Raw genomic sequence first — 13,363 nt, 5'->3', positions numbered from 1 at the left:
ACATGCGCCTGATCATCGTCAGCGGCCGGTCCGGCTCCGGCAAGAGTACCGCCCTCGACGTGCTGGAAGACAACGGCTTTTACTGTATCGATAACCTGCCTGCCGGTTTACTGCCGCAGCTGGCGGAAAACGCGTTGATCCATACAGAGTTGCTGCAACCGAAAGTGGCAGTGTCCATTGATGCCCGCAACCTGCCCAGCCATCTGTCACGCTTCCCCGAACTGCTCGCCGAAGCGCGTGGCCGCCATATCCAGTGCGATGTGCTGTTTCTCGACGCCGACGAGGACACGCTGCTCAAGCGTTTCTCCGAAACGCGCCGGCGTCATCCGCTGACAAATGCGGATCGCTCACTGGCCGAAGCGATCCGCGTGGAAAGCGAACTGTTGGGGCCAATCTCCGACCTCGCCGACCTGAAGATCGACACTACCAGCCTCAACCTTTACCAACTGCGCGACTCGATCAAGTTGCGCCTGCTCAATCAGCCTGAGCCGGGCACCGCATTCCTGGTCGAGTCGTTCGGCTTCAAGCGTGGCATGCCGGTCGATGCAGACTTGGTTTTCGATGTACGCTGCCTGCCCAACCCTTACTGGAAGCCCGAACTGCGTGAGCATTCTGGCCTGGATCAGCCGGTTATCGATTACCTTGCCGCGCAGCCGGATGTCGAAGAGATGTTTACCGATATCTCGACCTACCTGCTCAAATGGCTGCCCCGCTTTGCCGCCAGCAACCGCGCCTACGTCACCATCGCCATTGGCTGCACAGGTGGCCACCACCGCTCGGTGTACATCACCGAGCGCCTCGGCCAGCTGCTGCAACAGTCCTTGAAAAACGTCCAGGTCCGCCACCGCGACCTCTAGCCCACAGGATCCGCACCACGATGCCCGCCCGCGAAATCACCATCATCAACAAGTTGGGCCTGCATGCCCGGGCGGCCGCCAAGTTCGTCGGCGTAGCCGGGCGCTTCCCCTGCCAGGTGCGGGTGGGCCGCGCACCCGACAAGCTGGTGGACGGCAAGAGCATCATGGCCGTGATGATGTTGGCGGCAGGCAAAGGCACCCAGGTGCACCTGCACACCGAGGGTGAGCAGGACAACGATGCGCTGGAAGCGCTGGTAGCGTTGATCAACAACTACTTCGACGAAGGCGAATAAGCCACCCCAAATCCAGGCTGGCCTCATCGCCGGCAATGCCAATTCAAGACATCGCCGTATCCATCACCATCATCAGGCAAAAACCCACGCACAGCCCGAGGCTGGCCAAACGGTGATGCCCATTGCTGCGCGACTCGGGGATGATTTCCTGGGTCACCACCAACAACATCGCCCCTGCCGCACAGGCCAGGCCCAGCGGTAGCAGCAATTCGGCGACATTCACCAGCCAGGCACAGATCACCGCTGCCAGTGGCTCCACCAACCCCGACGCGGCACCGATCAGAAACGCCTTGAACCGCGGCATCCCCGCCCCTGCCAGCACCAGCGCAATGACCAACCCTTCGGGTACATCCTGCAAGGCGATACCCATGGCCAGGCTGTCAGCGTCGGCCATGCCACCGCCCGCCGAAACACCGATAGCCATGCCTTCAGGAATGTTGTGGGCGATGATGGCGATCACGAACAGCCAGATTCGCGCCGCGATCACCGGCTGCCTCTCGTTGCCGACCAAGGCCTCGGGCGAAGCACCTGAGACTTTCAGATCGACCACGAACAGGCACATCGCACCGAACAGTAAACCGGCACTGATCAGGCCTCCCGCGCCCCAAGGGCTGAAACCTATGGACTGAGCGGCATCCAGCCCAGGGATGATCAGCGAGAAAGCGGTGGCCGCCAGCATCACACCGGCCCCGAAACCCAATAAGGTATCGGCCAGGGCCACCGGCATGTTGCGAATCACCAGCACCGGTACCGCGCCCAGCGCTGTTCCCAGCGCGCACAATGCGCCGCCCTCAAGGGCACGCAACATGCGTGGGTCCAGGTCCAGCCAGGCGATGCCCCGGGCCACCAGCAGGGCTGTGCCAACCAAGAGCAGCAAAGTACCCAGCGCCAGCCGGAACAGGCGCACACTACTGACCGACATCACCTCTGAGCGCATACCGGTCCGACTCACTGGCTGGCTTCGAGATAACGACGTTCCACTTCGGCCCAGTCAATTACGTTGTAGAAAGCCCCAATGTATTCCGGGCGACGGTTCTGGTACTTCAAGTAGTAGGCATGCTCCCACACATCCAGGCCGAGGATCGGTGTGTTGCCATGCATCAGTGGGCTGTCCTGGTTGCCGCTGCTTTCCACCACGAGTTTCTGCTCAGGGGTCACGCTGAGCCAGGCCCAGCCGCTGCCGAAGCGGGTCAGCGCAGCTTTGGTGAAAGCTTCCTTGAACGCCTCGAAACCACCCAGTTCAGCCTCGATGGCCTTGGCCACCAGGCCCTGTGGCTGGCCGCCGCCTGTGGGCGACATGACCTTCCAGAACAGCGAATGGTTGGCGTGACCACCCCCATGGTTGGTCACCGCGCCTCGCAGGTTCTCCGGCAACTGCTTGACCGCAGCAACCAGCTTTTCAACCGGCCATTCAGCCCACTCGGTACCTTCGACCGCGGCGTTGAGGCCGTTGACGTAGGTCTGGTGGTGCTTGGTGTGGTGGATTTCCATGGTCTGGGTATCGATGTTCGGTTCCAGCGCATCGTAGGCATAGGGCAATGCAGGCAAGGTATGAGGCATATCAATGGATTCCGTAAGCTTGGGTTGTGGGCGGCAGGTCCGGCTGGGCAGCCAGTTCACTGGCCAAGGGCGCCTGGCGATCGAGCAGACGCTCGGTGCGCGGATACTGGCCGTACTCGGCAATGAAGCTCAGCAATTGGGTGTAAGTGCGCCCGCTGTGGCGCAGCGCGGCATCACGCAGCGCCTGCGGCAAACGCGCTTGCTGGCTGGCCTGGAGCAGGCGCTGGTGAGCGGCGCACAGGTAGTCGACGCTCTCCTGCGGCTGGTTCAGGCGCAGGTGCAGGTCGGCCAGGTTGTGATGGGCGACGACGAACGCCGCCACCGCTTCGTCGACGTCATGCCAGCGCTCCAATAGCACCTGGGCCAGAGCCAGGGCTTGCAGGTAGAGTTCCCGGGCATCGACCAGCTCGCCCTGTTCGAACAGGCGATTGGCGGCCTCGGTGGTGCGTTTCCAGTGCTGCATGACACGTCTCCTGGGCGATGACGCGGGTCAGATGCCCCCAGCGGTGAGTTTTTCCGGGTCCAGCAGCGCCTCGAGCTGATCGCGCGACAGGTCGGTATGCTCCAGCGCCACGTCGATGATCGGCCGGCCCTGCTTGTAGGCGGTCTTGGCGATCTCGGCGGCCCTGAGATAGCCGATGATCGGGTTCAGCGCGGTGACCAGGATCGGGTTGCGCGCCAGGGCTTCCTTGAGCTTGTTCTCGTTGACCTTGAAGCTGGCGATGGCCTTGTCGGCCAGCAGGCGGCTGGCATTGGCCATCAGCTCGATACTCTCCAGCAGGTTGCGGGCAATCACCGGCAGCATCACGTTGAGCTCGAAGTTGCCCGACTGGCCGGCAACGGCGATGGTCGCGTCGTTGCCGATCACCTGGGCGGCAACCATGGCGGTGGCTTCCGGGATCACCGGGTTGACCTTGCCCGGCATGATCGAGGAGCCAGGCTGCAGGCCTTGCAGTTCGATTTCACCGAGGCCGGCGAGCGGGCCGGAGTTCATCCAGCGCAGGTCGTTGGCGATTTTCATGAGTGCCACGGCTGTGGTCTTGAGCTGGCCGGACAGCGCCACGGCGGTGTCCTGGGAGCCGATCAGGGCGAACAGGTTCGGTCCTTGGGTGAACTCGACCTGGGTGAGGCCGCTCAGCTGACGGGCAAAGCCTGCGGCGAACTGCGGGTGGGCGTTGATCCCGGTGCCCACGGCAGTGCCACCCTGGGCCAGGGCCTGCAGGCTCGGCAAGGTCGCTTCGATATGCGCCTTGGCGCCGTTGATCTGTGCTGCCCAGCCATCGAGCACCTGGCTCATGCGCACCGGCATGGCATCCATCAGGTGGGTACGGCCAGTCTTCACGTACTGATGCACCTGCACCGATTTGGCTTCGATCACCTGAGCCAGGTGAGCCAGGGCGGGCAGCAACTGCTCATGCAGCGCCAGTGCGGCACTGACGTGGATGGTGGTCGGGATGATGTCGTTGCTGCTCTGGCCACAGTTGACGTGGTCGTTGGCATTGACCGGCTCACCGAGCAGGCGGCTGGCCAAGGTGGCGATCACCTCGTTGGCATTCATGTTCGAGCTGGTGCCGGAGCCAGTCTGGTACACGTCCACCGGGAAGTGCTGGATGAAGTCCTCGGCAAGCAGCTGCTCGACCGCCTTGACGATGGCTTGGCCCTGGGCGGCGGAAATTTGCTCAAGCTCGATGTTGGCCTTGGCTGCCGCAGCCTTGGCCAGCAGCAGGGCACGAATGAACTGGGCCGGCATACGCTGACCGCTGATCGGGAAATTGTCGACCGCGCGCTGGGTCTGGGCGCCGTACAGGGCCTGGGCCGGCACTTGCAGTTCACCCATGCTGTCACGCTCGATACGGGTATCACTCATCATCAAATCCTTGCATCAGTTCATCGGGGGAAATGGACGGCAGCAACCGGCAATTGGCCAGTTGCAGAGCGTAGGGTTGCCAGCGCTGGTTCTGTTCGCGGCGGTCCAGGTTGCGCAGTTCAAGCAGAGGGCGCCAGGCCTGGTCCAGGCACTGGCAACGCCAATGCCATGGCAGCATGCGATCGCAAGCGGTATCCAGCAGCAGGCGGAAGGAAGTCAGAGCCACCGTCCATGGCGAGGTATCCGTGCAGCACACCAGGTAGCGGCCTTCGGCAAGGTAGTGCTCGATCAGGCGCGGCTCGTCGGGTTCGAGCGCGCAGCGGATGCGCCGGCTGAGCCAGCGCCAGTTTTCCAGGTAGGGCAGTTCGCGCAGGACAGGTTTCATGAACATCATCACCAAAGCTTTGGGTAATGATATTCATTATTAAATGATAAACGTAATCACTTCAAGCGCGGATTGAGCAAATAAAAACCCGGCACAGTGGCCGGGCTTTTAGGTTTTGCTTAACGCTCAAGCAACTCAGCTACCTGCAACGGTCATCCGCTCGATCAACACCGAGCCGGTGTGAATATTGCTGCGGGTTTCAAGATCGCTGCCAATCGCGACAATCTGCTGGAACATGTCCTTCATGTTGCCGGCAATCGTCACTTCCTGCACCGCATGCTGGATCTCGCCATTCTCAACCCAGAAACCTGCGGCACCCCGCGAGTAGTCGCCCGTGACCATGTTCAGGCCATGGCCCATCAGCTCAGTCACCAGCAAACCGCGCCCCATGCGCCGGATCAGTGCCGCCTGATCTTCGATGCCATGGGTGACATACAGATTATGCACGCCACCGGAGTTGGCCGTGCTTGGCAAGCCGAGCTTGCGACCGGAATAGGTGCCCAGCAGGTAAGACACCAGCTCCCCTTTATCGACAAACGGCTTGGCATAAGTCGCCAAGCCATCACCGTCGAATGCCGCGCTGCCAAGGGCACGCGGAATATGCGGGCGCTCGTCCAGCGTCAGCCAGCTGGGGAACAGACGCTGGCCAATGGCACCATCGAGGAACGACGACTTGCGGTACAGGTTGCCACCAGAAATGGCCGACAGGAAGCTGCCGAACAGACCACCCGCCAGCTCGGCGGAGAACAGCACCGGCACTTCGCATGTCTTGACCGGGCGCGCACCGAGTCGGCTGGCTGCTCGCTGTGCCGCGCGCTGGCCAATGCTGCGCGGGTCGGCCAACAGGTGGCCCTGGCGGTTGACGTCATACCAGTAATCACGCTGCATCTGGCCTTCACCTTCAGCGATCATCACGCAGCTCAGGCTGTGCCGGGTCGATGCGTAGCCACCGATGAAGCCATGGCTGTTGCCATATACACGGCAGCCCTGGTGGGTATTGAGGGTGGTGCCATCGGCGTTGAGAATGCGCGGGTCAGCGTCAAACGCCGCAGCCTCGCAGGCCAGCGCCATCTCGATGGCTTTCTCGGGCTCCAGATCCCAGTCATGGTAAAGGTCCAGGTCAGGGATCTCGCGCGCCATCAGTGCCGCATCAGCCAGCCCCGAGCACTCGTCTTCGGAGGTGTGCCTGGCAATGGCCAGGGCGGCGGCAACGGTTTCGCGAATAGCCTCCGGCCCACTGGCCGAGGTGCTGGCCGAGCCCTTGCGCTGGCCGACATAGAGGGTGATGCCAAAGCCTTGGTCGCGGTTGAACTCTACCGTCTCGACCTCACGCTGGCGCACCGTGGTGGACAAGCCCTGCTCCAGCGATACTGCCACTTCGCAGGCGCTGGCACCCTGCCGGCTCGCCTCGGCAATGATCGCTTCGACCTGCTCCTGCAATGCTGGCAGGTCCTTGGGGCCTACGCTCTGGACTGCACTCATGGTTTTCTCCACTCAAATTCTGCGTTCGGCGAGGGTCATTCTACGACCGGGCCGGACAAGCGGCCCCCGGGTGGTTATCATGGCGGCAATTTCTATGCCTTGTACGAAAAGTGCCTGCGCGGCGACTTTTCATAAAACTTAAACGGACTGCCACCATGGTTGATTCATACGACGACGCCTTCGACGGCGAAAAAAGCAAAACCCAGATCAAGCGCGAGTTGCATGCGCTGGTCGAACTCGGCGAACGCCTGACCACGGTCAAGGCCGATACCCTGGCGCGCCTGCCGTTGACCGACGAGCTGCGCAAAGCCTTGGCCGAAGCCTGCAAGCACACCGCCCATGGCGCACGCAAACGGCATATGTCGTTCGTCGGCAAACTGATGCGCGACCAGGACCTGGACGCCATCCACGCGGTGCTCGAGCAGATCGACAGCTCCAGCCGCCAGTACAACGAACGCTTCCACAACCTGGAGCGCTGGCGGGACCGCCTGATCGACGGTAACGACGAGGACCTTGAACGCTTCGTCAACGAATACCCCGACACCGACCGTCAGCAACTGCGTTCGCTGATCCGTCACGCTCAGCACGAAAAGGCGCGGAACAAGCCGCCTGCCGCTGCGCGCAAGGTCTTCAAGTACATCCGCGACCTCGACGAACTTCAGCGCGGCCTGCGCTGAGCCCCGCCACCTGGGGCTGCCCTGCAGCCCCGGGGCATGCATCACGCGCCGGTACCACCGACGGTGATCGCGTCCAGCTTCAAGGTCGGCTGGCCAACCCCTACCGGCACCGATTGCCCATCCTTGCCGCACGTGCCCACACCGCTGTCCAACGCAAGATCGTTACCCACCATCGACACTCGGCTCATGGCCTCGGGCCCGTTGCCGATCAGCGTCGCGCCCTTGACCGGCGCGGTGATTTTCCCGTCTTCGATCAGATAGGCTTCGCTGGTGGAGAACACGAACTTGCCGCTGGTGATGTCCACCTGGCCACCGCCAAGATTGGCGCAGTAGATGCCTTTCTTCACCGAGGCGATGATTTCCTGCGGGTCGCTTTCGCCGGCACGCATGTAGGTGTTGGTCATGCGTGGCATCGGCAGGTGGGCATAGGATTCCCGGCGGCCGTTACCGGTCACGGCCATCCCCATCAGGCGTGCATTGAGTTTGTCCTGCATGTAGCCCTTGAGCACGCCGTTCTCGATCAGCGTGGTGCATTCGGTCGGCGTACCTTCGTCGTCGACACTCAGCGAGCCTCGGCGGCCCTCGAGGGTGCCGTCGTCCACGATAGTGCACAGGCTCGAAGCCACCTTCTCGCCGATCCGGCCACTGAACGCCGAACTGCCCTTACGGTTGAAGTCGCCTTCCAGGCCGTGACCGACCGCTTCATGCAACAGCACACCCGACCAACCAGAACCCAGCACCACCGGCAAGGTACCAGCTGGCGCAGGAATGGCCTCCAGGTTCACCAAGGCCTGGCGCAGCGCCTCACGGGCATAACCCATGACCCGTTCCTCGGTGAAGAAGCGGTAGTCGGTACGCCCGCCGCCGCCCTGCCCGCCCCGTTCGCGCCGACCATTTTGCTCGACGATGACACTGACGTTGAAGCGCACCAGCGGCCGCACGTCAGCGGCCAGGCTGCCGTCGGCCGCAGCAATCAGAATGCGCTCCCAAACCCCGGCCATGCTCACGCTGACCTGCTGGATACGCGGGTCGAGCGCCCGCGTGGCGGCATCGACACGTTTGAGCAGCTCGACCTTTTCAGCACGGCTGAGCACGTCCAGCGGGTTGTCCGGGGCATACAGGGCCGTCACGTCCTGGCTGCGGAACGCCTGGACAGTGCCATTCTGGCCGGCGCGGGAAATCGAACGCGCCGCACGGGCTGCCGAAGTCAGAGCCTCGAGGTTGATCGCGTTGCTGTAGGCGAAACCGGTTTTCTCACCCGACTGGGCACGCACGCCCACGCCCTGGTCAAGGTTGAAGCTGCCCTCTTTGACAATGCCGTCCTCCAGCGCCCAGGTTTCCGAGATCTGGCCCTGGAAGTACAGGTCGGCGGCGTCGATGCCCGGCCCGGCCAACTCGCCCAGTACAGCCTGCAGGCTGTCCAGGGTCAGTCCGCCTGGGGCCAGGAGCTGCTCGCTGACGGTGGATAACATCTGGCTCATAGTCACTCCGAGGTGTGCGCAGGCCGCAAGGCGTCCTGCGAAAAAAAGCGCCGGTGCGAGGCAACCGGCATGCGCGCCCGAATGGACGCTTGTTCATCACTGTCGCGCTCGGCGAGCAATACCGCTTCGCCCTGCGCCTGTTCGGCGACGATCCGCCCCCAGGGGTCGACGATCGCCGCGTGCCCATAGGTCTCCCGCGGGCCTGGATGGGTACCGCCCTGTGCTGCGGCCAGCACATAGCACTGTGTTTCGATCGCCCGGGCACGAATCAGCACTTCCCAGTGCGCCGCGCCTGTGACCGCAGTAAATGCCGCAGGTGCCGTAATCAGTTGCGCGCCGGCACTGCGCAGCGCGCTGTAGAGTTCCGGGAAACGCAGGTCGTAGCAGACGCTCAAGCCAAGGCGCCCTGCCGGCGTGTCGGCCACCACCACTTGCGCGCCATGGGCATAGTCGTCGGATTCACGGTAACGGCCGCGGTTATCGGCCACGTCCACATCGAACAGGTGCAGCTTGTCGTAGCGCGCCACCACTTCGCCGTGCTCGTCGATCAAAAGCGAGCAGGCATGCGCCTTGGCATCAGGCTGATCGGCAGGTGGCAGCGGCAAGGTGCCGGCAACAATCCATAATCTGAGGTCGCGGGCCGTGCGTTTCAACCAGGGCAGTATCGGCCCCTCACCCAGCGCCTCGGCCCGGCCGAGCGCAGCGGCGTCCTTGCGCCCCATGGCGGCGAAATTTTCTGGCAGCACCGCCAGCCTCGCGCCGCCGAATGCCGCCTGTTCCAGCAAGGTACCCGCACGCTGCAAGTTGGCCAGCACATCGTCCTGGCTGACCATCTGGATGACCGCTACCTTCATGGGCACTCCTGGCACTACTTGTTGAACGGTTTCACAAAGGTGATTCTAGGCTCTTTCCACGGCCCTTCGATGCGATAGTGCACGCTGGCGAAGCGCGATACCCGGTCACCGATCAGCCTATCGACCAGAAACAGCGCCCCACCGACCGCCGGTGCGCCGACGATCAGCGCGGCCAGCGGCAGGTTGTTGGTCACTGGCAGGGAGACCTGCAGGTTGGCGTCGACCCGGTCGCGAACGAGGTCCAGCGTACCGTCGAGCTCGAAGTTGCTCGAAGGCCCGGTCACGCTGATCGGCTCGCGGGTCACGTAGACGCCGTCACTGGCTACCAGCAAGCCTTTTACCCGGTCATAGGCCAGGCCCTTGTCGAACAGGTCGGAGAAGTCCAGGCGCAGACGCCGGCCGATGGAGTTGAAGTTGAGCAGGCCGAACACCCGCAAGGCTTGCGCGCCGCCCTCCACTTCGACGAACTGCCCTGTGCGCAACGCCGCATCCATGCTGCCTGAGAAACGGTTTAGGCCGACCCAGGCTGGCGAACCGGGCCAACGGCCATCCACATCCAGACGGAAGTCACGACTGGTCACGGTAGGCGCGAAGCCCCAGGCCTTGAGCACGTCGGCCAGGTTCTTGCCATCCAGGCGGCCCTTGTACCAACTGCTGGTGGCGCCGCTGTAACCTTCCCAGCCGCCCCGGCCGTCGATGTGCAGGCCTTTGAAGACGAGGTCGATATCCTGAGCTGCCACCCCTCGAGCGGTCGGGCGCAGTTTCAGCGCCAGGTTGCCGTACAGGTCGTCGCCGCGGTACAGCTTGTCAATGGTCAGGTCCAGTGCCGGTACCTTGCGTGGGTCGAACGAGGCCAGCGGGTCAGGGCCTTCCTCGGCCTGTGCCTGCGCCGGGTCCGCTGGTGGCAGGCGCAAGGTCTGCAGGCGCACGGTCATCGGTGCGCCCTTGGCATCGGGTAAACGTGCATTGCCGATGACTTCCTTGCTGTCCAGGCGCAGATCCCACGCTGGGCCTCCCCGGGCCAGACGCACGACCGCCTGGTTCAGGTCCATACCAAGGGCCTTCAACTGGCCGATGCTCAGGTCTACGCTCTGCAGAGTCTGCCGGGCACTTGCGCCAGGGTCGTCGCCACTCATCTGCGTCATCTGCGCCTGCCAGGGCGCCAGGTCCAGGCTCTCGAGGCGCCCCCGCACACGCAGGCCCTGCCCAGCTGGCACCTGCGCCTGCCCTGCCCCCAGCAGCAGTTCGCCGCGACCTTGCGCCAGGTTTTGGCTGGGCGCGGCATAGGCAAAGCGGGCAAGGTCGGCGTAGGCAGCATCCAGACGCCGCTCAGGCCCCTGCAGGCTCATGCTGAATCGGCTCTCACGGGTATCTGCTGCGGCCTTGCCGAACGGCGCAGGCAAATCGATTGCAAGGCCTTTGAGCGACGAATTCACGCTCAGACTGTTGTCGCGGCTGCCAAGGTTGAGTTGCAATTGATAGGGCAGGTCACCGGACGCCGGCAAGGGCTGCTTGAACTGCAGCCAGTCGGTCAAGGCCCGGAGCGCCACGTGGCCATTCGCGCTGATACGCGTCTGCATCTGCCCAGGCTGGCCCCCGGCGGTTATCTGCGCGGTCACCGGCTTGCCAAATGCCTGCAGGGCGATGTTCTTCCCGCTCAGCCCCTTGTCGAGATCGAAACTGAAATCGCCCTTGAGTCGGCTCAGCTCCAGGCTTGGCGGCGCAACCTTGAGGCGTGCATCGGAGGTGGCAAAGTCGACCTGTACCTTCGGGCGTTGTCCTCGGGCCAGGGGGATGTCGAGCTTGAGCTTGCCCTTGAGCGGCCCCTCGCCCTCCCATCCTGCGAAAATTTCGCCCGTGCCGATAGGCGCTTCCTTGAGAATCCTCAGGCCATCGCCGAGGCTGCCATCGAAATTGCCATCAAGGTACAGGCGGCTTTGCTCGCCACCCTCCACATGGGGAATGTTGACACTGACGTCACTTACCTGGGTGTCCAGCAACAGGCCTTTATGGGCCTTGATGCGCACGCCACTGTCCTCGATCAGCACATCGCCATCGACGTTTTGCACCTGTGGCCAGCCAGGCTGGAAGTTCAGGGCGGCGTCGTGCACCTTGAAGAACAGGCTGATGCTGCGCGATTCGGGGCTGGCACCGTGGTTCAGCGAACCTTGGTACTGGAAGTAGCCTTCATCGACGTTGCCCTTGACGATGGCACTGCGCAGCCACTCATCGAGCGCCGGGCTGAGCACTTCAGGCAGGTATTTGGCGGTGTAGCGCCCATCGCCCTCGGTCAGGCCTACGCGCAGGTCCATATAGCTCTCGCTGCCTTCATTGAACAGCAGGCGAATCAGGAAATCCCCGGCGATCTTGCCCTCTTCGCCCAGCACTTTCAGGTAGGGGGCAGCCAAGGTAAAACCCTCTTTGTCGAGGGTATAGGTCAAACGGGCGTTGGCTTTCTGATAATGCCAAGGTTTGGCGAAGATCGGATACAGATGCAACATGAAAGCGTCGGTATCCAGGCGCAGCTCGCCATGGCCCAGGTCTCCGCTGATGCTGCCGCTGACATTGCCGGCAGCGGGTGCGCCGTGGTAGGCGTCAAAACCCACTTTTTCCAGATTGGCAGCGAACTGCAGCCGTTGATCACCCTCGGCCTTGGGCCGCAAGTCGAGGCGCAAGTTGCGCACGGCACCGGTCACATTCAGCGCATCGACCGCAGTCATGAATTTTTCAGGCAGTGGCGCCAGTGCATCTATCAAAGGCGTCAGCGGCGCAAGGTCAAGGCGGTCGGCCTGTACCTGCCAGCTTTCCCCACCGGGTTGCTCACCTGCGCGCTGACGCACCTGCAGCTTCGACTCCCAGCGAGCCTTGCCGATGTTGGCAGCCAGTGAATCGACAACCACATCGAACCCTTGCTCGCGACGCTGGAACCAGGCCGAGACCGCCAGGTTATCCAGTGTCACCGCCTGGCGCTGGGCATAGGCGCCGCGCAACTGAGGGGCATTGAGGCGGACCACCGCCTGCTGCAACCGGCCCTCGCCCCAGTCAACCCAGAACTCACCACCGGCGCGCAGGGCTTGGGCCTGCCACTGGCCGAGCAGGCGTGGCGGCAGCCAACGCGCCCAGTCGCTCTGCGGCAGGCTCAGGTAAGCCTCTGCCTTACCATCGCGCCAGGCCTGGGGCGTTACCCGGCTGCGCAGGTTCAGTGCCAACGGCTGGCCATCAGGCAGGGTCGCACGCAGGTCCAGCGCCTGGCGTGAAGCGCCGGCCTGCAGGCCAAGGCTGACATAGGTAAGAGTCAACGGGTCACGCTGCCAGGGCTGCAGGGTGATCTGGCTGTCGAATACGTCGATACGGCCCAACTGTTGCAGACGCTGCAGCACCTCGGCCGGGTCCAGCGGCGCGTCGTCCTTTTGTGGTAAGCCTTCAAGCGCCCAACCGCCCTGCTCGTTCTCACGCAGGATCAGTTGCAGGCCCGCCAACTGGATATGCGCCAGGCGTACTTCGCGGGCAGTGAGGCTGGCCCAGAGGTCCGGCACCAGCTTGACGTCATCCAGGCGCAACGCCGAAGCGCCCTCGCCCAACTGCAGGTCACGAACCCGCAGCACCGGCGCCAGGCCACTCCAGCGCCCTTCAAGCGCCCCCACATGCACCGGCATGCCCAACGCCTGCTCGGCCTTGCTTTCAAGGTCGGCGCGGTATTCGGCCACCAGTGGCACCAGCTCCCGGCCGAGGCTGACATAGAGCGCCACCAACACAGCCAGCAGGGCGCAGATGCCCAGCCCCCAACGGGTCAAGGCGACAAGAACGCGGGTCAGACGTCCCATGGCCAAGGCCCTCCAGGTCGTTTATCCATGATGGCTCGAAGCAGCGGTTTTGCCAGCCCGAGCACCTTGGGCTGGGTATCAGA

General features: G+C 63.3%; 12 protein-coding genes. 3 read left to right on the top strand and 9 right to left on the bottom strand.

The features are described 5' to 3' along the window. Positions 1-2 precede the first annotated feature (2 nt). A complete protein-coding gene (gene rapZ / locus NGJ21_RS18795; protein ID WP_012316078.1) occupies positions 3-857 on the top strand; it encodes an RNase adapter RapZ in 855 nt (284 codons plus the stop codon). Positions 858-877: 20 nt separating this feature from the next. After that, positions 878-1,150, top strand: a complete 273-nt coding sequence (locus NGJ21_RS18790) for an HPr family phosphocarrier protein (RefSeq protein ID WP_046784446.1) — start codon at positions 878-880, stop codon at positions 1,148-1,150. A gap of 43 nt (positions 1,151-1,193) precedes the next feature. Here the strand turns inward: NGJ21_RS18790 and NGJ21_RS18785 are convergent, their stop codons facing one another. From NGJ21_RS18785 to pmbA, 6 genes are all read right to left on the bottom strand, one after another. Next, a complete protein-coding gene (locus tag NGJ21_RS18785; protein ID WP_039602462.1) occupies positions 1,194-2,087 on the bottom strand; it encodes a ZIP family metal transporter in 894 nt (297 codons plus the stop codon). Positions 2,088-2,098: 11 nt separating this feature from the next. Beyond that, positions 2,099-2,710, bottom strand: coding sequence for a superoxide dismutase (locus NGJ21_RS18780; protein WP_046784447.1), 612 nt, complete (start codon positions 2,708-2,710; stop codon positions 2,099-2,101). Position 2,711: 1 nt separating this feature from the next. After that, positions 2,712-3,173, bottom strand: a complete 462-nt coding sequence (locus NGJ21_RS18775) for a DUF2753 family protein (RefSeq protein WP_115273945.1) — start codon at positions 3,171-3,173, stop codon at positions 2,712-2,714. Between the two features lie 27 nt (positions 3,174-3,200). Continuing rightward, positions 3,201-4,577, bottom strand: a complete 1,377-nt coding sequence (locus NGJ21_RS18770; RefSeq protein WP_119687729.1) for a class II fumarate hydratase — start codon at positions 4,575-4,577, stop codon at positions 3,201-3,203. After that, positions 4,570-4,971 carry a FagA protein gene (locus tag NGJ21_RS18765; protein WP_080952054.1) on the bottom strand — a complete coding sequence of 134 codons (402 nt, stop codon included), beginning with the start codon at positions 4,969-4,971 and terminating at the stop codon, positions 4,570-4,572. Before NGJ21_RS18765 ends, NGJ21_RS18770 begins: the two co-directional genes overlap by 8 nt. Before the next feature lie 126 nt (positions 4,972-5,097). After that, the gene (gene pmbA / locus NGJ21_RS18760; protein ID WP_046784450.1) at positions 5,098-6,444 is read right to left on the bottom strand and encodes a metalloprotease PmbA; all 1,347 of its coding nucleotides are present in this window, start codon (positions 6,442-6,444) and stop codon (positions 5,098-5,100) included. A 155-nt stretch (positions 6,445-6,599) separates the two neighbouring features. Between pmbA and yjgA the strand changes: the two genes are divergently transcribed. After that, entirely contained in the window at positions 6,600-7,121 is a 522-nt protein-coding gene (gene yjgA / locus NGJ21_RS18755) for a ribosome biogenesis factor YjgA (protein WP_012316086.1), read from the top strand. Positions 7,122-7,162: 41 nt separating this feature from the next. Here the strand turns inward: yjgA and tldD are convergent, their stop codons facing one another. The 3 genes from tldD to NGJ21_RS18740 are packed head-to-tail and all read right to left on the bottom strand — an operon-like array spanning position 7,163 to position 13,280. After that, complete coding sequence (gene tldD, locus NGJ21_RS18750; protein ID WP_012316087.1) at positions 7,163-8,602, bottom strand: metalloprotease TldD; 1,440 nt, start codon at positions 8,600-8,602, stop codon at positions 7,163-7,165. A 2-nt stretch (positions 8,603-8,604) separates the two neighbouring features. Then, the gene (locus NGJ21_RS18745) at positions 8,605-9,456 is read right to left on the bottom strand and encodes a carbon-nitrogen hydrolase family protein (protein WP_115273943.1); all 852 of its coding nucleotides are present in this window, start codon (positions 9,454-9,456) and stop codon (positions 8,605-8,607) included. Between the two features lie 14 nt (positions 9,457-9,470). Continuing rightward, a complete protein-coding gene (locus NGJ21_RS18740; RefSeq protein ID WP_251962489.1) occupies positions 9,471-13,280 on the bottom strand; it encodes a YhdP family protein in 3,810 nt (1,269 codons plus the stop codon). Between the last annotated feature and the right edge of the window lie 83 nt (positions 13,281-13,363).

Source organism: Pseudomonas sp. Marseille-Q5299 (assembly GCF_943737035.1).
Classification (GTDB): Bacteria; Pseudomonadota; Gammaproteobacteria; order Pseudomonadales; family Pseudomonadaceae; genus Aquipseudomonas; species Aquipseudomonas putida_E.
Note: the sequence above shows the minus strand (reverse complement) of the source record. Positions and strands in the feature narration are given on the sequence as shown.

What these genes read in the sequence shown, in the direction of transcription:
- rapZ (WP_012316078.1), top strand. Translation starts at nt 3, where the DNA reads ATGCGCCTGATCATCGTCAGCGGCCGGTCCGGCTCCGGCAAGAGTACC.
- NGJ21_RS18790 (WP_046784446.1), top strand. Translation starts at nt 878, where the DNA reads ATGCCCGCCCGCGAAATCACCATCATCAACAAGTTGGGCCTGCATGCC.
- NGJ21_RS18785 (WP_039602462.1), bottom strand. Translation starts at nt 2,087, where the DNA reads ATGCGCTCAGAGGTGATGTCGGTCAGTAGTGTGCGCCTGTTCCGGCTG.
- NGJ21_RS18780 (WP_046784447.1), bottom strand. Translation starts at nt 2,710, where the DNA reads ATGCCTCATACCTTGCCTGCATTGCCCTATGCCTACGATGCGCTGGAA.
- NGJ21_RS18775 (WP_115273945.1), bottom strand. Translation starts at nt 3,173, where the DNA reads ATGCAGCACTGGAAACGCACCACCGAGGCCGCCAATCGCCTGTTCGAA.
- NGJ21_RS18770 (WP_119687729.1), bottom strand. Translation starts at nt 4,577, where the DNA reads ATGAGTGATACCCGTATCGAGCGTGACAGCATGGGTGAACTGCAAGTG.
- NGJ21_RS18765 (WP_080952054.1), bottom strand. Translation starts at nt 4,971, where the DNA reads ATGATGTTCATGAAACCTGTCCTGCGCGAACTGCCCTACCTGGAAAAC.
- pmbA (WP_046784450.1), bottom strand. Translation starts at nt 6,444, where the DNA reads ATGAGTGCAGTCCAGAGCGTAGGCCCCAAGGACCTGCCAGCATTGCAG.
- yjgA (WP_012316086.1), top strand. Translation starts at nt 6,600, where the DNA reads ATGGTTGATTCATACGACGACGCCTTCGACGGCGAAAAAAGCAAAACC.
- tldD (WP_012316087.1), bottom strand. Translation starts at nt 8,602, where the DNA reads ATGAGCCAGATGTTATCCACCGTCAGCGAGCAGCTCCTGGCCCCAGGC.
- NGJ21_RS18745 (WP_115273943.1), bottom strand. Translation starts at nt 9,456, where the DNA reads ATGAAGGTAGCGGTCATCCAGATGGTCAGCCAGGACGATGTGCTGGCC.
- NGJ21_RS18740 (WP_251962489.1), bottom strand. Translation starts at nt 13,280, where the DNA reads ATGGGACGTCTGACCCGCGTTCTTGTCGCCTTGACCCGTTGGGGGCTG.